Annotated in this window: 22 protein-coding genes; 9 read left to right on the top strand and 13 right to left on the bottom strand. The window is 43.1% G+C overall.

Annotated elements, in window-relative coordinates; all coding sequences use genetic code 11:
- The first annotated feature begins 75 nt into the window (after nucleotides 1-75).
- Nucleotides 76-1686, top strand: a complete 1611-nt coding sequence (locus A0256_21795) for a glucose transporter (protein ID AMR33886.1) — start codon at nucleotides 76-78, stop codon at nucleotides 1684-1686.
- Between the two features lie 107 nt (nucleotides 1687-1793).
- Entirely contained in the window at nucleotides 1794-2243 is a 450-nt protein-coding gene (locus tag A0256_21790; GenBank protein AMR33885.1) for a cytidine deaminase, read from the top strand.
- A gap of 91 nt (nucleotides 2244-2334) precedes the next feature.
- Here A0256_21790 and A0256_21785 read toward each other — a convergent pair whose 3' ends face one another.
- Nucleotides 2335-3006 (bottom strand): cytidylate kinase, encoded by a 672-nt coding sequence (locus tag A0256_21785; GenBank protein AMR33884.1) that lies wholly within the window; start codon nucleotides 3004-3006, stop codon nucleotides 2335-2337.
- 260 nt (nucleotides 3007-3266) lie between these two features.
- Between A0256_21785 and A0256_21780 the strand changes: the two genes are divergently transcribed.
- Nucleotides 3267-3680, top strand: a complete 414-nt coding sequence (locus A0256_21780; GenBank protein ID AMR33883.1) for a peptide chain release factor 1 — start codon at nucleotides 3267-3269, stop codon at nucleotides 3678-3680.
- Here the strand turns inward: A0256_21780 and A0256_21775 are convergent.
- From A0256_21775 to A0256_21755, 5 genes are all read right to left on the bottom strand, one after another.
- A complete protein-coding gene (locus tag A0256_21775; GenBank protein AMR33882.1) occupies nucleotides 3673-4626 on the bottom strand; it encodes a hypothetical protein in 954 nt (317 codons plus the stop codon). The genes A0256_21780 and A0256_21775 overlap by 8 nt on opposite strands.
- Before the next feature lie 69 nt (nucleotides 4627-4695).
- Nucleotides 4696-5274 (bottom strand): hypothetical protein, encoded by a 579-nt coding sequence (locus A0256_21770; GenBank protein ID AMR33881.1) that lies wholly within the window; start codon nucleotides 5272-5274, stop codon nucleotides 4696-4698.
- A gap of 137 nt (nucleotides 5275-5411) precedes the next feature.
- Nucleotides 5412-5648, bottom strand: coding sequence for a hypothetical protein (locus A0256_21765; GenBank protein ID AMR33880.1), 237 nt, complete (start codon nucleotides 5646-5648; stop codon nucleotides 5412-5414).
- Between the two features lie 276 nt (nucleotides 5649-5924).
- Nucleotides 5925-6593, bottom strand: a complete 669-nt coding sequence (locus tag A0256_21760; protein ID AMR33879.1) for a hypothetical protein — start codon at nucleotides 6591-6593, stop codon at nucleotides 5925-5927.
- A 98-nt stretch (nucleotides 6594-6691) separates the two neighbouring features.
- Nucleotides 6692-9169, bottom strand: a complete 2478-nt coding sequence (locus tag A0256_21755) for an endopeptidase La (protein AMR33878.1) — start codon at nucleotides 9167-9169, stop codon at nucleotides 6692-6694.
- Between the two features lie 659 nt (nucleotides 9170-9828).
- Between A0256_21755 and A0256_21750 the strand changes: the two genes are divergently transcribed.
- A complete protein-coding gene (locus A0256_21750; protein ID AMR33877.1) occupies nucleotides 9829-10452 on the top strand; it encodes a hypothetical protein in 624 nt (207 codons plus the stop codon).
- Here A0256_21750 and A0256_21745 read toward each other — a convergent pair whose 3' ends face one another.
- Together A0256_21745 and A0256_21740 are read right to left on the bottom strand one after the other, a co-directional pair.
- The gene (locus A0256_21745; GenBank protein AMR33876.1) at nucleotides 10453-11007 is read right to left on the bottom strand and encodes a hypothetical protein; all 555 of its coding nucleotides are present in this window, start codon (nucleotides 11005-11007) and stop codon (nucleotides 10453-10455) included.
- On the bottom strand, nucleotides 10994-12547 hold the full coding sequence (locus A0256_21740; GenBank protein AMR33875.1) for a 2,3-bisphosphoglycerate-independent phosphoglycerate mutase: 1554 nt from the start codon (nucleotides 12545-12547) through the stop codon (nucleotides 10994-10996). Before A0256_21740 ends, A0256_21745 begins: the two co-directional genes overlap by 14 nt.
- A 63-nt stretch (nucleotides 12548-12610) precedes the next feature.
- Here A0256_21740 and A0256_21735 point away from each other — a divergent pair, with 63 nt between their 5' ends.
- From A0256_21735 to A0256_21715, 5 genes are all read left to right on the top strand, one after another.
- Nucleotides 12611-13003, top strand: coding sequence for a hypothetical protein (locus tag A0256_21735; protein AMR33874.1), 393 nt, complete (start codon nucleotides 12611-12613; stop codon nucleotides 13001-13003).
- A 45-nt stretch (nucleotides 13004-13048) separates the two neighbouring features.
- Nucleotides 13049-13897, top strand: a complete 849-nt coding sequence (locus A0256_21730; GenBank protein AMR33873.1) for a nicotinate-nucleotide diphosphorylase (carboxylating) — start codon at nucleotides 13049-13051, stop codon at nucleotides 13895-13897.
- Between the two features lie 48 nt (nucleotides 13898-13945).
- On the top strand, nucleotides 13946-14593 hold the full coding sequence (locus tag A0256_21725; GenBank protein AMR33872.1) for an acyl-phosphate glycerol 3-phosphate acyltransferase: 648 nt from the start codon (nucleotides 13946-13948) through the stop codon (nucleotides 14591-14593).
- A 4-nt stretch (nucleotides 14594-14597) separates the two neighbouring features.
- The gene (locus A0256_21720; GenBank protein ID AMR33871.1) at nucleotides 14598-15404 is read left to right on the top strand and encodes a peptidase M48; all 807 of its coding nucleotides are present in this window, start codon (nucleotides 14598-14600) and stop codon (nucleotides 15402-15404) included.
- Nucleotides 15405-15574: 170 nt separating this feature from the next.
- On the top strand, nucleotides 15575-16309 hold the full coding sequence (locus tag A0256_21715) for a hypothetical protein (GenBank protein AMR33870.1): 735 nt from the start codon (nucleotides 15575-15577) through the stop codon (nucleotides 16307-16309).
- A gap of 14 nt (nucleotides 16310-16323) precedes the next feature.
- Here A0256_21715 and A0256_21710 read toward each other — a convergent pair whose 3' ends face one another.
- The 5 genes from A0256_21710 to A0256_21690 all read right to left on the bottom strand — a co-directional run bounded on the left by A0256_21710 (nucleotide 16324) and on the right by A0256_21690 (nucleotide 20223).
- The gene (locus A0256_21710; GenBank protein ID AMR33869.1) at nucleotides 16324-16707 is read right to left on the bottom strand and encodes a hypothetical protein; all 384 of its coding nucleotides are present in this window, start codon (nucleotides 16705-16707) and stop codon (nucleotides 16324-16326) included.
- Nucleotides 16689-16964 carry a hypothetical protein gene (locus tag A0256_21705; protein ID AMR33868.1) on the bottom strand — a complete coding sequence of 92 codons (276 nt, stop codon included), beginning with the start codon at nucleotides 16962-16964 and terminating at the stop codon, nucleotides 16689-16691. Before A0256_21705 ends, A0256_21710 begins: the two co-directional genes overlap by 19 nt.
- Nucleotides 16965-16976: 12 nt before the next feature.
- Nucleotides 16977-18248: an aminobenzoate synthetase gene (locus A0256_21700; GenBank protein ID AMR34643.1), complete on the bottom strand. Its 1272-nt coding sequence runs from the start codon at nucleotides 18246-18248 to the stop codon at nucleotides 16977-16979.
- Nucleotides 18249-18373: 125 nt separating this feature from the next.
- Complete coding sequence (locus tag A0256_21695) at nucleotides 18374-19651, bottom strand: adenylosuccinate synthase (GenBank protein ID AMR33867.1); 1278 nt, start codon at nucleotides 19649-19651, stop codon at nucleotides 18374-18376.
- Complete coding sequence (locus tag A0256_21690) at nucleotides 19651-20223, bottom strand: hypothetical protein (protein ID AMR33866.1); 573 nt, start codon at nucleotides 20221-20223, stop codon at nucleotides 19651-19653. Before A0256_21690 ends, A0256_21695 begins: the two co-directional genes overlap by 1 nt.
- Between the last annotated feature and the right edge of the window lie 3 nt (nucleotides 20224-20226).

The raw sequence follows: 20226 nt of genomic DNA, 5'->3' as shown, positions 1-20226 counted from the left end.
TTTACGGGCTAATTATAAAAAATGCTTTAAGTTTATTGCTTCAAATACACCATAAGCAATAACCTAATTTTAATAATGGAACAAAACAAAACCAAAAGCTTTGGCTCGGCATTATACACGCTGGCAACAGTTTTCTTCTTTTGGGGCTTTTTAGCTGCATCTAACGGGATCTTTATACCTTTTTGTAAAGCACATTTTAACTTATCCCAATTCGAATCCCAATTAATCGATTTTACTTTTTATGGAGGATATTTTATAGGCTCGCTTATTCTGTACTTTGCTTCAGCGGCTTCCAAAGTTGATATTCTTAATAAAATAGGTTACAAAAACGGTATCATCATAGGTTTACTTATTTCTGCGGTTGGCGCATTAATAATGGTACCTGCTATTAATTCCGGTTCATTCGGTTTTATATTGGTTACCTTTTTCATTATCGCTCTGGGCTTTTCCTTACAGCAAACAGCAGCCAATCCTTTTGTGGTTTCATTAGGATCACCGGAAACAGGTGCCAACCGCTTAAACTTTACCGGCGGTGTAAACAACTTCGGTAGTATCTGGGGGCCGGTAATTGTGAGCATTGTGCTTTTTGGATCTGCCGCAGCAAAAATACGTCCAGAAGATGTAAAAATATCTTCGGTTAACAACCTTTACTATACCCTTGCGGTACTTTTCCTGCTGGTTGCAGGTTTCTTCTGGAAATCAAATTTACCACGGGTAACCAGCGACGAGAAGATTGAACCAAGTAATAAAGCCAACCTGCCATTAAGTATTATTTTTTTTGCTTTCCTGCTTATTTTGGCGGCCACGCCGCTTGCAACTGCAACGGGTTTAGCAACATCATACTTTGTTTATGCTTCACTTGCAATTATACTGCTTACGCTTTTGGGGACTATCTCAGCCTCCGCTAAGAGTAAAGAGGGGTGGGGAGCCATGCAGTATCCGCAATTGATTTTGGGCATGCTTGCTATTTTTACTTATGTAGGTACCGAAGTAACCATCCAGAGTAATATGGGTGCTTTGTTAGAAACGCCTGCATTTGGCGGGTACAAGGCAGATCAGGTTTCTCCGTTTATTGCACTGTACTGGGGTAGCTTAATGATTGGCCGCTGGACCGGTGGCATCGCAGCCTTCAATTTGTCAAAAACTGTAAAGCTGATACTTACCTTAACCGTTCCTTTTGTGGCTTTCGGTGTGGTTTTATTGGTTAATAAATTAAGTGGTGCCAAAGTTGGTGTATTCCTGCCTTACGCCTTGTGTGTAGCCATCCTGATCATCGGATTTATTATCGGTAAACAAAAACCAGTTCGTACGCTGGCATTATTTGGAATTTTGGGCGCTATATTTATGATCGTTGGATTAATGACAACCGGTATGGTAGCCATTTTTGCCTTTATCAGCGGTGGTTTGTGCTGCTCTATCATGTGGCCTTCTATTTTCTCTTTATCGGTAACCGGTTTAGGTAAATATACCAGCCAGGGCTCGGCATTTTTAATTATGATGATCCTAGGTGGTTCAATCATTCCACCGGTGCAGGGTATTTTGGCTGATACGTCAGGCATCCATGCATCTTACATCATTCCTGTTTTGGGCTTTGCTTACCTTGCCTTCTTTGCCTGGAAAGCCGGTTCTATATTAAAAAGCCAGGGTATCGATGTAGATAACATGGAAGCATCAGGCGGCCACTAATATTTATAGATTAAGTAGAAAGATCTCAGAGGTTAGCCGGATTTGTCCGGCTAACCTCTTTTCGTTAATTTGCCCCGTTATTATTCTCCACCTTCTGCTCAACTCAAATGAAACCCACTTTCGATCATATTTTTATGAACCTGGCTACCGATCTGGCCAAGCGTTCACACTGCGTAAAAGCCCAGGTAGGGGCGGTACTGGCCAAGGATACCCGGATCATCTCTATAGGCTATAACGGGCCACCGTCAGGCACTCATAACTGCGATGAGGAGTTTCCAGAACACGGTTGCCCGCGCGATAGTAAAGGCAGCTGTTCACTTGCCCTGCATGCCGAAGAAAACGCTATACTCTATGCCGTAAAAAATGGGGCTAATTTGGAGGGTGCAACGCTGTACACTACGTTGTCGCCGTGCCTGCCTTGTGCCAGGCTGATATTTTCGGCAGGAATAAAACAGGTTTACTTTGATAAGTCGTACGCGGCGTACAAGGGCCTCCCCAGCGATGAGGGCGTAGATTTTTTAAATAAATTTGGAGTAAGTGCAGTAAAGGCTGTCTGAAATGATACGCATGGTCACGACAGCCTGCATCGTAATTTTCAGATTTTTAAGATCGACAGCCATAAGTTGGGTGTTGACATTCCACACCAGCTTACATGAACGGTTCTATCTTGCTTAGCGCGAACATCAATTGTTCGTCCTGAGAAAGATCGGTATTATCTAAAATGATCGCATCCTCAGCGCGCATCAGCGGACTTTCTTCGCGAGTTGTATCCTGGTAATCACGATGTGCCAGGTTATCAAAAATCTCTTCTAAAGTGATGTCGGGGTTTTTGGGCAATAGCTCTTTGTAGCGCCTTTCTGCACGGATCTTCGGGTCGGCGGTCATGAATAATTTTACCTGGGCATCGGGGAATACAACGGTGCCAATATCCCGTCCGTCCATTACAATGCTTTTAGATTTACCCATGCGCTGCTGCTGCTTCACCATCTCCAAGCGCACTTCGCGGATGGCAGCAACGGTACTTACCCGCTCTGATACCGGCATTTGGCGAATCTCTTCGGATACTTCTTCACCGTTAAGAGTGATATGCGTTTGATAATCGCGCGAATGAAAGTTGAGATGGATATCTTTCAGTGCCGCCTTTACCTGAGCATCATTTTGCAGATCCGTATTATTCCTTAAAAAATAAAGGGCCACAGCACGGTACATGGCACCGCTGTCTACATAAATAAAGTGAAGTTTTTTTGCAAGCGCCTTAGCTATAGTGCTTTTGCCGCAGGAAGAATAGCCATCAATGGCCACTACAATGTTGTTGCTCATCGGGGAACGAATATACGTGTTTAACACCGAAAATGGAATAGTCACCTAACAGTTGCAGCCTGAAATAATTAGGGCAAGCATGTAATGTAAAAAGGTTAACATAAGGGGCGGTGGTGAGTAGATTCTCTCTTTGCTAGGCAAAAAGAGCATGAAGAAGCTGCCCTAAGCTGAGTTGATAATGTAGTGCTATTTAAAAAACCATTTCGCCTTGGTTGCTTCTTCTTATTGTAGCATCATAAAGTAAATGGCTATTTTTGGCTATGAATTTAGATAAGGCCAGCCTCCAGAAAGAGCTTAGTTACAAAACTTCGCGCAGTGGGGGTAAAGGCGGGCAAAATGTAAACAAAGTATCCAGCAAGGTAGAACTGCTTTTTAATATCAATGATTCGGTACTGTTCACCGATGATGAAAAACTATTGCTGAACGAAAAGTTGCAGAACCGTTTTAACAAAGATGGGGACGTGCAGGTTATTTGCGATGAAGAGCGCAGTCAGTATTTGAATAAAGAAATTGCTGTTGGGCGTCTGATTGTTCTATTAACGCATGCGCTGATTATCCCTAAAGTAAGGAAGAAGCTCAAAGTAAGCCGGGCGGCAAAGCTGGCCCGCCTCGGTAACAAAAAAGTGCAGTCTGATAAAAAAGCCAGCCGCAAAAAGAATTTCGATACTAATTAAAACGGTACAACAACGTGGCAGAACCCCATTGATGGGCATGCGCCATATATTTTACGTCCCTGGTGTTGAAAATTGCTGCCAGGCCATATACAAATCTCCCGCTTACGTAATTTGCGCCCACTTCGTTACTGAATATAAAATGGCGGATATCTTTAGTAAACTCTAAAGTGCCCGGCTCCGGATGGTTTTTAAAAATGCTGCCCTGGATAGTTGCATCATAACCGATAACATTAGCCTGCGGCTTATAGTACAAGAAAAACTCGTGCTGATGTAGCAGGCTGTTGTTGCTGCGTGATGCAGTGCTTTGCGTTGATGCCGACTGAAATAACTGGTTAAAATTGCCAAAGCGAAAAAGAGGGCCAGCACCCGCGCTGATGAAGCCTGTACCCAGGTTAGCATAAGTAGCCGCAGAAACATCTATCCAGGATGCCCGTGCGAGCAGCGTATTGTATTCGGCAAATAGGTTTACTTCCACATCGTTCCGTACTTGGTATTGCCATCCATCCGGAGGGTAAAAGCCAAAGGTTTTGTGTATAAATTCCTGGATACCCTGCCCGCCGGATGCCGGGCCGACTACGCCGATCCTGCCGGTAAGCTTTAAGTTGCTTTCGTTTTTGAACAGCAAATTTAAAGATGTCCCTGCATAAAGGTAGCCGGCGAAGGGCCTGTCGAGAAAATCTACCGAAGGAATAGCTGCCGACTGCGGGTTGAAAAGTTTTTGTCCTATCTCAAAACCCAATACTTTATTGGCTAGTGTGGTGCTTTTGCTAACATCAAGCGCTTTGCGATAGTACACAAATACGCCATTAGTGTAATAACGATCGGACCCCTGGGCCAAAAAGGAATCATTATCAGCCTGGAAGCCAATTTCATTTCCGCGGGTTTGGGCTATGGTAACAGTGCCAACAAATAGAAAGGCGGCTAAGGCGAGTAATTTTATCTTCATCAGGGATTTATAAAGCAGGGCTAAAATAAAGAATGCGGGGAGATAATTGCCCCGTTTTTATCATCTATTTTAAAATGTATAACCGAAACTTACGTAGGGCCAGTAGGGTATAAAGTTATTCGAATTAATAATAGGGCTTACCCCTGCCCTGAAGCTAAAGCCACCATCTAACGGTTGATAGCGGTACCCGAAACTTAAAGTGCCGTATACCCCATTACGTTTTTCCGGCTCATAGTAATAATAGTTATACGTTGCATCATACTTTTGCTGCTGGTCAAAAAATACGTCACTGGTATTTGTATGGTAAAAAGTTAGCCCGGCACCAATTTCAAAGTATTTGCCTTTTTTGCCCAGCAGGTAATTAAACATAAGGGGCACGGTGAGCAGTTGATCACCATCTTGCGCGTAATAGCTTACACCGGCCCGCCAGCCCAGCCCGTCCTGCCGGTTTTTAAAGCGGGTATCGTAATTTACCGAATAGAGCGCACCCGGTCCCAGTAATTCAAAATAGAAATTTTGGGGCTTTTGTGTTGCTAATGAATGCGCAACAGTATCAGTTTTGGATAGGGTTGCATTTTGGGCTCTTGCGGTTAAACAACCCACAAGCAATGTAATAACAAAAGGAAGGCTTAATGATTTAATTTTCATAGATTTCTATAATTGTGAAGGATTTGGCGGTTGTTGTTATAAAGCGGAAAAGGTAGCACAAAGGGTTTAAGGTTAACAGTTCGAACACCTGACGAAATTAAAAAAAAGACCGACAACTTGTAGATAGACAGGTTGTTTTAATCACCAAATTCTAAAGGTAGCAAATCTGCAACTTGCTCCCACCCCATGTAGCCTTCAAATAGCAGGCCCCCTTGCGGTGTGTAGTAACCTTGTTTATCAATCACAATATTTTCAGACAAAAACGTAACCATTGAATTTTCTCCGTGCGATATGTACCTTAATTTGCGGGGATTAACATCTATAAAATATTCGCTCGAAGCGAAATCGCTGTTTACATCTTCACTTCTGTACACAACCAGCAGGCTGTTCCTAAAACTAAATTTTTTAAAGTTTATATCAACCCGGCTTGTAAGCGAATCTTCTCGAAGCGCTCTCTGGATAACTTTTAGCGAGCGGCCATCCGTGGTTTCGCCTTGTTTTACTTTGTTAGCCAGTTGGTATACTTCAAAACCCTCGTTATCCAGATCTTTGTTGTATAGTGATCTTAAAAAATTAATTATTGACCCATTGTATGCTTTTTCCCGGTCTCGTTTCCAGCGTTTACGCGTAGTTTTGTTGGGTGGTTGTAATTACTGGAAGGAGGGGTAGCCCTGATATTTTAGCAAGTGTTTTTCCTCGTTCAGTTCAAACGACTCCAAGGAATAGCTGATCTTGTAGCCAAGCGCATCATTTTGGATCTGTAAGAGCTCGTCTGCCGAAACGGAAAGTGTTTGAGTTTCTTTATCAAAATAAAAATGGAGCGCATCTCGGTTAAGAATAGTGCATTTTTCTGAGTTAGGTGTTGTTCCCAAAAAATATCGGCTGAACTTATCGAAGTATTTCTGCAAAAAACCATTCACTACCACCTCGTGTAGTGTGTTAAGTTGTTGCTTTAGCTTTACATTTATTTTAACATCAGCAGCGGTAACGGTTATTTCTTTGGCGTAGGTTTTATAACCTACAGACCGGGCTACCAGCAAGTAAGAACCCGGTGGCAGGTTATAAAAGGTAAACACACCTTTTTCGTTGCTGGCGGTGATGTTTGTGCGCCCGGATAAAAATACGGTTACCGATGGCAATTCTTTATTTTTCTCATCTTTTACAGTGCCGCTAATATTATACACCGACTGGGCAGCAACAAGTTGTGAAGAGAGGGCCAACGCTGTAATAATTGCCATGGCTTTAAACCGTTTTATTTTAGCTAGCAGGGTGCCGGATAATGTAAACTTCATAAGGTTGATATATTTGCGGGAAAGCATTGGTTGTTTGCTAAAGTAAAGACATTTTGCCCTAGTTAAAATTTTGGGCATAAAAAAAGCAGCACCAGAAGTACTGCTTTTTTTTAGATTTAATGAGCTTAAATTACTTCGGTTTTAACCGGGTCTTTTTCTTTTACGGTAAGGTCTAAAGCGTTGCTGACTTTCTCGTTAAGCAAGGCCAGCTCAATCACTTCCTTCATATCAGTTACATAATGAAACTTCAGATCTTTGATGTAATCTTCTTTTATCTCCAGAATATCTTTCTGATTGGATTTGCAAAGGATGATCTCTTTGATATTTGCCCGTTTAGCGGCCAAAATCTTTTCTTTGATGCCTCCAACCGGCAACACGCGGCCGCGGAGCGTGATCTCGCCCGTCATCGCTAAATGCGGTTTCAGCTTGCGCTGGGTAAACGCCGATACCAGTGCGGTAAGCATTGTGACACCTGCAGATGGGCCGTCTTTAGGGGTTGCGCCTGCTGGTACGTGCACATGCACATCCCATTGCTCAAACAGTTTTGGGTTGATATTAAAATCGCCTGCATGGGCACGCAAATAAGCCAGTGCAATGGTTACCGATTCTTTCATTACATCTCCCAGGCTGCCCGTTAGCGTTAACTTGCCATTACCGGGGCTCAGGCTCGATTCTATGAACAGAATGTCGCCGCCAACGGATGTCCAGGCCAGGCCGGTTACAACGCCGGCTATATCATTGTTCTCATAAAGGTCCTTGTCATAAAAAGGGGCACCAAGAATCTTCTCAACCTCTTTTTTGTTCACCTGCGGGTTGTAAGCTTCTTCCATCGCAATATTTTTTGCAACACCACGCACTACAGAGCCTATCCGTTTTTCAAGCGCACGCACGCCCGACTCCCGGGTATAATCTTCAATGAGCTTTTCAACAATATCGTTTTTAATAACCACATCCTTTGGAGTAAGGCCGTGTGCTTCGCGTTGCTTTGGCACCAGGTGGCGTTTAGCTATTTCAATTTTTTCCTCAATAGTGTAACCGTTCACCTCAATAATTTCCATCCTGTCCAGCAAGGCGGGCTGAATGGTGCTCAGCGAATTTGCGGTCGCAATGAACATTACGTTGGATAGGTCGAAATCCATTTCTACGTAATTATCGTAAAATGTGGCGTTCTGCTCCGGATCCAGTACCTCCAGCAATGCAGAAGATGGGTCTCCACGAAAATCGCTGCTTACTTTATCGATCTCATCCAGTATAAATACGGGGTTTGCAGCACCTGCCTTTTTAACCGACTGGATGATCCGGCCCGGCATGGCACCTATATAGGTTTTGCGGTGCCCGCGAATTTCCGCCTCGTCCCGCACACCACCTAAGGCCATGCGCACGTACTTACGACCCAGGGCTTTGGCGATTGATTTGCCCAGCGAAGTTTTACCAACTCCAGGAGGGCCAACCAGGCAAAGGATAGGGGCCTTCATATCATGCTTTAATTTAAGCACAGCCAGGTATTCTATAATACGTTGCTTTACTTTATCTAAACCAAAATGATCTTTATCCAAAACCTTTTGGGCACGTTTAAGGTCGAAGTTGTCTTTGGTAAATTCGTTCCAAGGCAGGTCAATCAGCAGTTCCAGATAGTTAATCTGTACTGAATAATCTGCCGCCGCAGGATTCGTACGGGCAAGTTTTTCCAGCTCTTTAGCAAACTGAGTCTTAACTTCTTTACTCCATTTTTTCTTTAGCGCACGCTGGCGAAGATTTTCAATTTCCAGGTCGGGGGAGGTACCGCCCAGCTCTTCCTGTATCGTTTTCAGCTGCTGGTTAAGGAAGTAATCGCGCTGTTGCTTATCCAGATCTACCCTTACTTTGGTTTGGATCTGGTTCTTCAGTTCCAGCATCTGCAAATCCAGCGTAAGATGCTCCAGCACCATGTTCACCCTGTCGCGCAGGCTTGCAGCTTCCAGCAACGTTTGTTTTGCCTGCATATCCGCATTCATATTTGATGATATGAAATTGATAAGGAAAGAGTTGCTTTCGATATTGCGGATAGCAATCCCTGCCTCGCTCGGGATATTGGGCGATAACTGTATGATGTTCATGGCCATGTCTTTAACAGACGATACCATGGCCTTAAATTCTTTGTCTTCTTTTGGTTTGATCTCTTTAAAAGGCTCAACCGTTGCCTTAATATAAGGCTCGCTTTGCACTTCATCCTTTAAAATGAAGCGTTTTTTACCCTGTAATATCACAGTGGTATTACCATCTGGCATTTGCAGCATTTTAATGATCAGTGCAATGGTGCCAACGCGATGAAGCTGATCAAAGTTAGGGTCTTCAACACTTACATCCTGCTGTGCCACCACGCCAATAAGGCGCTTGCCTTTGTTGGCATCGCGGATCAGTTTAATGGATTTATCACGCCCCACAGTAATCGGAATTACCACCCCCGGAAACAGAACGGTATTACGTAAAGGCAGGATGGATAAAATATCAGGAACCTGCTCGTTGTTCATTTCTTCTTCGTCCTCTGATGACATCAGCGGGAAGAATTCAGAATCTTCGTTTATTGCAGCAGTATTTTTAAAATCAAACGGATCGAAACTCATTAATCACCTGGTGTTATGATAAATCAACGTCATATTGTCAGCCGCGGGTTACTACCCGGGTGTTTAATAGGGGTTAACTATCAGTTTTATTTATGCAAATATACTGTTTCAAGTGCTGTGCCAAGATAACTTTATTTGGAAAGGTATTTGCCTGTAGGCATTAACTTGTTGATATCATGCTATTTGTGATCTATTTTTCTTTTCGGGCAGATCTCAAGAAAACTGAAGGTAAACGGTAATTAAGTCAGGTATAAGCAGGGGATTTGTCGCTATACATTGATCAATAAACTAATTATGATGTTAGATTAAGCCTGATGAAATTCGAGTTCCGATTAAGCAAATTATAATCAATTAGATGCAACAAATTGCGACTAAAGGTTAAACTTTATCATGATTACAAGAAATGGCCGGGTTGGCAGTTATATTAGGCCTGTTAAATGTAAAACGCTTGAATTTTAGGCTTTAATAATTGCGGCTTTTAAAGGGCAGTATCAGGATGTTGTCATGTATAGTAGCGTGTTTGCGAACATGCTATAATTTAGTTTAGTGACAAGCTATTGGTGATTATATATTTATTACAAAAAGTAAGCCTGGGAGATAATATTTTGTATTTATGCAAGTTAAAGTAATACTAAATTGTTACACACGTTAGGTAAGTAATGAGGCTATCGGCAATAATTTCCCTTTTTATTATTACTTCGCTCGATTCATCGGCCCAAAACGCTTATGTTAAATTGGGGCAACAAGCATTTATGGATGGCAATTTTAAAGCCGCTGTTGCGCAGCTGGAAAAAGCCTGCCTGATAGATTCTACCAATTCTAATGCTTATTGGATGTTGGGATACTCATACTACCATAGCGAAAACTACCGCAAATCTGTAATTGCTTATTCTAAAGCTATTTATATTAATCCGGCGGATGCCACCGCGTATTATTACCGCGCCCGTGCCAAAGGATTCTTAGGTAAAGACAGCTACTTGTCGCCAGACGAACGAGAGAAATATTTGTTGGGGGCTATATTTGATCTTACCAAGGCCATTGCTATTGATCCCACACAACAAACTAAAAGTTACCAAACCAGGGCCATTGCCTATCGTGAGTATGGATTGTTTAAGCTGCAACCGAGCAGCAAAAACTATGATAGGGTAAGGGGGGTCAACTCTTTAAAGGCATCGGTTGCCGATCTGGAAAAGGTTTTGAATGAGAACCCGGGCCGAACGGATATTTCTACCCTGTTGGATGTTTCTAAAGAGAAGCTGGCATCGGCAACAGGCCGCCACTAATTAAAATACCCCTTTAATCAGGTAGTCGTTTTCCCCCATCACTTTCACATGCTGCTTCTTTTCTATGAGGTAGTACGAGTTTGGCACATAAGTGAGTTTCTCAATAGTTTGGTATAACAGGTTATGAACATCATTTGTAATGGCAACGGATATGACTTTTCCTTTGCTTTTTCGAATCACAATCTCCCGTGTCTTGAGTTCGGGGAATTTAGCTTTGTAGCTGATCAATGAATCGCCGGTTAACTGTACCGTGTAACTATCTTTCCACGCCGGTTTGTTTATATCTGATGATTTAAATAAGCCGAATTCGCGCCCCCAGTTAGGTATGTGCATTTTTTTGGTCTCGCTATCGCCGTTATGGCTCACCGTTTTGGTTATTTCGGGATTAAGCACCGCAAGCCGGGCAGAATCTGATCTGAAATATTCCTTCAAATCGAAATATTTTACACTAGCGCCGGTTTCTTTAATTTCCGGTTTACAGGCATACCCGCAACACAAAAGTGCAAGTGCGCCTGTAAAACGGAGATATTGTTTTATTGGTTTATACCAGTACATTACCGCTCATTTCTTCCGGGATAGATACACCCAAAATGCTTAATATGGTTGGAGCAATATCGCCCAGTTTACCATCTTTCACAGCTTTTACATCGCTATCGATTACAATGCAGGGCACCAGGTTAGTGGTATGAGCGGTATTTGGCGATCCATCGTCATTGATCATATAATCAGCATTACCATGATCGGCAATGATGATGAACGAATAACCGTGTTCCAGCCCGGTCTCCACTACTGCTTTAGTACAGGCGTCTGCTGTTTCGGCAGCCTTAACAACGGCGCTAAAAACGCCTGTATGGCCCACCATATCGGTATTAGCGAAATTAAGACAAACAAAATCGGGCCATTCGGCAATCAATTCGGGGATGATTGCATCACGGATGCCTTCGGCACTCATCTCCGGTTGAAGGTCGTATGTAGCCACCTTTGGCGATGGTACCAATAAACGCTTCTCGTTAATAAATTCTTTTTCACGGCCACCACTAAAGAAGAAAGTGACGTGTGGGTATTTTTCGGTCTCCGCTATGCGGATCTGGTTCTTGTTTGCGCCTTCTAAAACCTCGCCAAGCGTCTTACTTAGATCATCCTTACGGAAAACCACCTTTACGTTCTTGAATGTTTCATCATAAGAAGTCATGGTGATATACTGAATATCCAGGGGATGCATATCATACTCCGGAAACTCCCGCTGCGTAAGTGCCTGCGAAATCTCGCGGCCCCGGTCTGTCCGGAAGTTAAAGCAGATCACTACGTCGCCATCTTTTATAACAGCAATGGGCTGCCCGTCTGCATCAACTTTTACTATTGGTTGAATAAACTCATCGGTTACGCCCGCTTCATAGGATTGCTTGATACAGGCTAAAATATCATCGGTTTTTTCGCCAGCGCCCTTAACCATCAGGTCGTATGCCAACTTAACACGTTCCCAGCGGTTATCCCGATCCATAGCATAATATCTGCCAATGGCAGAAGCCAGCCTTACCGGGCTGTCAGCAATATGATGCTCCAGGTCGGTGATGAATTTAAGGCCGGAATTTGGGTCGGTGTCCCGGCCATCTAAAAAGGCGTGTATAAACACTTTCTCCAAACCTAAAGCTTTGGTCGCAGTGCACAGCCCCTTCAGGTGATTGATGTGTGCGTGCACGCCGCCATCGCTCACCAGGCCTATCAGGTGCAGATCTTTATCGTTATCGCGGGCATAGTTAAATGCCTCCACCATCGTTTCGTTCTGCAAAAACTCGTTATCAATTACGGCTTTATTAATTCGGCCCAGTTCCTGGTAAACCACGCGCCCTGCGCCGAGGTTCATGTGGCCAACTTCAGAGTTGCCCATTTGTCCCTCCGGCAAACCCACCGCCAGGCCGGATGCTTCGAGTTTTGAATTGGGATATTTTGCGATCATCGAATCAAAAAACGGCGTATTGGCTGCCAGTATAGCATTCGAATCGTCTGTGCGGCCGTAGCCCCATCCGTCGAGTATAATTAGTGCGACTTTTTTTCTGTTTTCCACAATGCAAATATAAAAGCAACTTTTAAACATTATAATTTATCCCGTTTTATTTTTTATTGCAACTTTTATTTGGTTTATTGGTCATATCTTATGATGAAACTAAAATATCTGCCAATGGTGGTGCTATTATATATGGTGCCAAATGTTTGTAAAGCCGACCCTATTGATAAAATAGCCGCGCTGATAGGGCAGGGGAATGCTCATGAAATAGCCAGGTTTTTTGCTCCCAGTGTTGATATTGCCGTGCTGGAAAATGCCAATGTTTACTCTAAAACGCAGGCAGAGGTGATCCTTGAAAAATTTTTTAAAGACAATAAGCCGCAGTCTGTAGCCATACTTCACCGCGTTAACTCCAATGCTAACTATAATTTTGGCGTTGTTTTGCTGCACACCGATAAAGGAAAGTTCAGGGTAGCCTATACGATGAAGGAAGTTGAAAAGGAAATGGTGATCATTGAGATGCGGATAGAAATCGAAAAAACCTAATTACTCGTCAATTGTTCTTACTTTTGAAATTCAAAATGCAAAGGTTTGGACAAACAACTTATACATCAATTTATAGTAAACGCGCTTAGTGAAGATGTTGGCGATGGCGACCACACTTCCCTGGCTACTATTGAAGCCGGTACCCAAGGCAAAGCTAAACTCTTAGTAAAAGATACGGGCATTCTCGCAGGCGTAGAGCTGGCTGAAGAGATCTTTAATGTAGTTGATCCTGACCTTAAACTGCAGATATTTTTACGTGACGGAGCAGAAGTAAAACCCAAAGATGTAGCCTTTATAGTTGAAGGAGATGCGCAAAGCATTCTTAAAGCCGAGCGGCTTGTATTGAACTGCATGCAGCGCATGAGCGGCATTGCTACCAAAACCAACGAAATTGTAGATATGTTAAAGGGTACCAATACCAAGGTATTGGATACCCGCAAAACCACTCCCGGATTGCGTTACCTTGAAAAATGGGCGGTGCGCATAGGCGGTGGCGTTAACCATAGGATAGGGCTGTACGATATGATCCTGATCAAAGATAATCACGTTGATTATTCCGGCGGGATAAGGCGGGCCATAGAGAATGCCAACCAATACTTAGTAAAAACGGGTAAAAAGCTAGCCATAGAAATTGAGGTGCGTAACATTGACGAGTTGGAGCAGGTTTTGCAAACCGGCAATGTGAACCGCATTTTACTGGATAATTTTGAATTTGGTGATCTGCGGCAGGCCGTTAACATGATAGAGGGCAAGTATATTACGGAAGCGTCTGGTGGGATTACCGAGGAAAACGTTCGCGAATACGCCGATTGCGGGGTGGACTATGTATCCATGGGGGCGCTTACACACTCTGTAAAAAGTTTAGACCTGAGTTTAAAAGCTGTTAAATTATAAATGAATATATTGCGGTATATAACATCAATTTAATATTATTGCACGCAGATGCTATCGATCTCTTCTATTTTAGCGCTTATTCTTGCTTACTGTTTCGGGTCTATACCTACGGCTGTATGGATTGGCCAGGCCTTTTACGATATTGATGTACGTGAATATGGCAGCGGCAACGCCGGTGCAACCAACACGTTCAGGGTTTTAGGCAAAAAGGCAGGCATTCCTGTTATGCTGCTCGATATTTTAAAAGGGTGGACCGCTACCAACCTTGCTTACATCATCGGCGTTTCTACTACAGGTGCTTATCATTCTGTTGCCTTCACTAACTATTCACTTGCCCTGGGGGTTGCTGCCGTAATGGGCCATTTGTTCCCGGTATTTGCCGGCTTCAGGGGTGGAAAAGGCGTTGCCACACTTTTTGGAATGATATTGGCTATAAACCTTCAGGCATCCTTACTTTGCGTTTTGGTGTTTTTAGTTGTGTTACTGCTGACGCAATATGTGTCTTTGGCCTCTATTATGGCTGGTTTTACTTATCCCATCGGTGTAACATTCATTTTCCCGGTGTCTATTAAATCGGTCGTAATTTATGGTATGTGCATATTTTTGCTCATTTTGGTTACACATCAAAAAAATATCGAACGTTTGTTAAAAGGTAAGGAGTCGAAAGTTAACTTATTTAAGAAAAAAACCGCCTGAAACCATGAAGACATTCAAACCCTTGCTGTTTGCCGCACTTGCGGCAATTTTCCTGTACGCCTGCTCTACTGTGCCGCTAACCGGCCGCTCTCAGCTATCTTTAGTTAGTGATGATCAGATCAATCCTGCTGCTGCCGCCAGTTATCGTACCCTATTGACAGACCCTAAGACAAAAGTTATTGCTTCTGGCACCGATGCCCAACGTGTAAAACGAATTGGTAACCAGCTGGCCGTAGCGATAGAACAATATTTAAACGCAAACGGTTATGCCAACCAGTATAGTTTTGCATGGGAGTTTAATCTCATCCAAAGCCCCGAAATAAACGCCTGGTGCATGCCTGGTGGTAAAGTTGCTGTTTACAGTGGCTTACTACCCGTAGCGCAAAGCGACGCTGGCCTGGCCACTGTAATGGGGCACGAAATTGGGCACGCCATTGCACGCCACTCTGCTGAACGGATGTCGCAGCAATTGGCATTGCAGGCAGGTGGTACCGCTGTTGGTGCAGCCGCAGGTAGCAAGTCTGCGGCAACGCAAGCTATCGTCAGCCAGTTGTATGGCGTTGGTGGTCAGTTGGCCTTATTAAAATATTCACGCTCGCAGGAGTCGGAAGCAGACCGTTTAGGTTTGACGTTTATGGCGATGGCGGGTTATGACCCGCATATGGCGGTTACTTTCTGGCAACGGATGGCGGCACAAAACAAAGGCGGATCGCCCCCCGAGTTTTTAAGCACCCACCCGGCGGATGCGACACGTATTGCCGCTATCCAGAATTTAATTCCGGAGGCTATGAAGTATTACAAAGCCAGATAAACGTTTACCATTTTATATCCATCAGAATATTTAAGGCCGCCGAAATTTTTTTGCGGCCTTTTTTTGCGCCTTTCTATTGCTTTTTGCTGACATTTTAAATGATCTTTATTAAGGCAAATGGCTCGATCTTAGCGTTATTTGTGGTAAACTATTATTGAAAGTAACCGCTTATGTCATCCAAATCCCGTTTCTTGACCGCTCAATGGAAAAACCTGGTGATGTTAAATTACGAGGTGGATCCGGAGATATTAAAGCCCTACTTGCCGGCAGCTACCGAAATTGATCTTTGGCAGGGAAAAGCGCTGGTGAGCATGGTAGGTTTTATGTTTCAGGAAACTAAGGTACTGGGCGTTAAATGGCCCTTTCACGTAAATTTTGAAGAGGTTAATCTGCGTTTTTACGTACGTCATTTTGATGGTAAGGAGTGGAAGCGCGGAGCGGTTTTTGTTAGCGAGATCGTGCCCAAACCCATTATTGTAGTCATCGCCAATACGCTTTATAAAGAGCATTACAGCGCCATGCCTATGCGTCATTCGGTTACCAGGAAAGGGGCTGACCAAACCGAATTTTTATACGAGTGGAAATTTAAAGGCAAATGGAACAAGCTAGGCGCAACCGTAGAAAATAGTTTAGTAACGATAGCAGCAGGTAGTCAGGAGGAGTTTATTTTTGAGCATTATTGGGGCTACAACCGCTTAACCGATTATAAAACAATGCAATACCAGGTAGAGCATATCCGCTGGCAGGTTGCCGAAGTTAAAGACTATATTTTTGATGCAGATGTCGCTAAACTATACGGAGAAGCGTTTGTACCTTTTCTCAATGTAGAACCCTATTCGGCTTTTTTTGCCAATGGATCAGATGTTTCGGTGAGGATCGGGGATAAGTTGGTGGTGGAGAAGTAGGTGGCAGATTGCAGTTATGATAAATTATAAGGATCGATAACTTCAAGGTTACCGATACTGATAAAATCTTTAATGTTGCGAGTAATCAGAGAATGCCCATGAAACATTGCTGTTGCAGCAATAACTGCATCAGGTAATTTTATTTTTTTAACTTTTCTTATATTGATGGTCTGCTCGATTACATCATTTGTTAAATGATACGTAATAGCTGTGTCTAAAAAATCCGCTAAAGTTTGAGTGGCTGAAGGATGTCCAAGAACTTCAATCCGATTAATTATCGAAATGTAAAAGCCACTTTGGTCAAGAATATCTTCAAGTAAGGCGTTTACGTTAGGAGGCAAAAGTCCAGAGGTGAATTCTAAAATGACGTTAGTGTCGATTAAAAACGTCTTTCCCATTCTTCACGATCTTTTTCAATATCCAAAATCATTTGTCGCCCTGTTTCTTTATCAAGCGTTCCAACAAATTCAGAGGGTTTTCTTTTTGATTTTGGTTGAGCTGGATCTTGCACAAGAAGTTGAATGTCCTCGTGTTTAGATGTAAGATTGTTCCATTCGTCAATTGGAATCAATACTGCGGTCTTATTTCCGGCATCATCTGAAACATATTGTATCGCCATAATCTGGGATTTGTATGTGTAAAAATACAATATTATAACGTTGCGAGGTTATCTTTTGTTACTTACACCCAATACTTGCAAAATTGCTTTGGCTTTCAGTAAACATTCGTCGTACTCCTGTTCGGCATTGGCGTGATAGGTGATAGCGCTGCCTACGTGAAAGGATAAATATTTATTATTTGAGTTATATAGCAGCGTACGGATCACCACATTGAAATCAAAATCATCATCCGGGCCGAAGTAACCTATAGCCCCGGAGTATACACCACGCTTGCTGCGCTCGTATTCCTCCATCAACCGCATAGCACTTACCTTGGGGGCGCCTGTCATGCTCCCCATAGGGAAAGTGTTTCTCACGGCCCGTGCAGCGCTTACATCATCCCTGAGGTCACAAACTACGGTTGAGATCATCTGGTGAACCTGTTTGAAGCTATGTATGCCAAAAAGTTCTTCGGTTTTAACGGTGCCGGGCTTGGCAGAGTGCGTAAGATCATTCCGTACTAGATCTACGATCATTACGTTTTCCTGTAACTCCTTTGGATGGCTGCGCAATTCTTCAATGATGGTTTTGTCAACTGCTTCGTCGGGATCCCGCTTTGCGGTACCTTTAATAGGTTGCGAGATCAGTTTAGTGCCGCGTTTGGCCAAAAAGCGCTCGGGCGAAGCACAAATGATGTAGTTACCTTGCCATTTAAAATAGGTGGCGAAGGGGTTGGGTGACAAATCATTAAGTTGGTTGAAGATAGCTAAAGGATCAATTGTTGCATCATCCGCGTAATACTCCTGGCAAAAATTGGTTACGTAGATATCACCGCGTACAATATGTTCTTTAATCTTTTCAACCGCAGCGATATATTCAACTTTACTAAAGCGCGATTGTAGCTTTACATTAGGCGAACTTTTGATTGTGAGGAGATCTATCCTCTCTATCGTGCTGAAAATATCCACCGGATCATCGCCGGTGATTTCGGCTTTGGTTCCCTTAAGCGTGATGAAGGTTTTAGGCGCGAAGAAATAGAGATCCGGGAAATCCAGTCCATCGTCGTTTTGAGAAGAGAGCTGTTCTATTTCGTTCTTCAGATCATACCCAAAAAACCCGGTCACAAATCCGGGCGTTTTTTTACGGAAATTTTCAAATTTCTGAAAAGCATCGCCCGTGGACAGAATTATTTCCTCTTTTACGCCAATTGCTATCAGTGTATCAAACTTGCTGTAGGGGTCGTTAAAATTATTACTGTCTAGATAGCAAACCGTATCAAAGGTATTGGCCCATGAAAGGGCTTTTTGTTTGAAGAGTTGCACGTTGTTTACCTGAAATATCACCTGGCAAAAATAGCAAGTAAAAGCAAAAGGCCCCTTTAAAAGGAGCCTTTTAATATTACCTGTTTTAGATATGAAACTAAAAACAAGGTTGTTTTTGTGTCGGCGTCCTCATCGTCAAGATATTAGTGTAGCACTAAAGTCTGTTTTCTATCGGGGCCTACAGATAACCACTTGATCGGCACGTTCAGTTCAGCTTCCAGGTAATCGATATAGTTTTGTAATCTTTCAGGGATTTCGTTCAGTTCGGTAATACCAGTCAGGTCTTCGTTCCAGCCGTCTATTTCTTTTAGTACCGGGTGTGCATCAACAGAGCAAATATCATAAGGCATATAATCTATCTCCTCGCCCAGGTAATTGTAGTGCGTACAGGCATAGATCTTATCGAAACCGCTCAATACATCAGCCTTGGTCATTACCAGTTGGGTAACGCCATTCAGCATGATGGCATATTTTAAAGCCGGCAGGTCTATCCAACCGGTACGGCGGGGCCTGCCGGTTGTTGCACCAAATTCGTGGCCAATGCGGCGTAGTTCTTCACCGGTTTCGTCATTCAGTTCGGTAGGGAAGGGGCCGCCACCTACACGGGTACAGTAAGCTTTGAAAATACCGATCACATCGCCTATCTGGCTCGGTGCAATACCCAAACCGGTGCAAGCTCCGGCTGCAGTAGTATTTGATGACGTTACAAACGGGTAAGAACCGAAATCGATATCCAGCATGGCGCCCTGTGCACCTTCAGCCAATACCTTTTTACCATCTTTAATATAGTTGTTCACCAAATGCTCGCTATCAACCAGCGGGAATTGCTTGATGAATTCAATGGCCTCGAAGAATAAATCTTCGCGTTCGCTAAAGTCAGCCACTTCGCCGTACATCGCCTGCAGCATGGATGTGTGCTTATCAACCAGTTTCTGGTAGCGCTCTTTAAAATCGGGCAGGGTAATATCGCCTATACGTAAACCATTGCGGCCGGTTTTATCCATATAGGTTGGGCCGATACCTTTTAAGGTAGAACCAATTTTACCATCGCCCATTTTCTTTTCAGAAGCGGCATCAAGCAATTGGTGCGTAGGCAATATCAGGTGCGCCTTTTTGGCGATCATCAAATTCTTTTTTGCCAAAAGATCATGACCGGCATCTTTCAGCTTATCTATCTCTTTTTTCAGTGTGATCGGATCTATAACCACACCATTACCAATCAGGTTCATGGTGTTATCAAAAAAGATCCCCGAAGGAATGGTGTTCAATACAAACTTTTTGCCTTCAAACTCTAAAGTGTGACCGGCATTTGGTCCGCCCTGAAAACGGGCAATCAGGTCGTAACCTGCGCTCAGTACATCAACAATTTTACCTTTACCTTCATCGCCCCACTGGAGGCCTAATAATACGTCAACAGCCATTAATTGATATTTTGAATATATGTGTTTAATTTTTCTATAAGGTCCTTCTTAATTGTGCCCCAATCTAAATTATGAAAACTATCGGGATCCGGCTCGGAATCAGCGTTAACAAAATAAGAAAGAGATTTTACCACCATAGCAAGAGAATTATTAGGATATCGTTTATGGTAGTAGGAAAACATTTGTTCGAAAGAAAATTGATTCAGTAATTCATGTACATCCCAAAAAACTTTTTTCGCACCCCTCCCGGCAATTGCATTTAGTTTCAAACCGATTATTTCTTCCGTTGAAGCGATCCTAATACCATCAATCACTTTGTAATCATAAGCGAATTTTTCAAAAGTGTTAGCAAAATCAACTTTTACTCCGTTAATAAAGGTGAAGAATAGGCGACTGCTTGTTGTACCCTCGAATTGAAATGATGAATAATCTTCGTTCAATCTTTCAATGATCAAATCCCTGTTGAAGGGAACGTCAGAAAATAGGTCTAAATCGATAGAGGTCCGATGACCTAAAAGTAAAGATAATGCTGTACCGCCAACCAATCTGAATTCCTTCAGTTCGTCCAACATCAT

Origin of the sequence: Mucilaginibacter sp. PAMC 26640 (assembly GCA_001596135.1) — a bacterium.
In the GTDB taxonomy this organism is placed as follows: domain Bacteria; phylum Bacteroidota; class Bacteroidia; order Sphingobacteriales; family Sphingobacteriaceae; genus Mucilaginibacter.
Note: the sequence above shows the minus strand (reverse complement) of the source record. Positions and strands in the feature narration are given on the sequence as shown.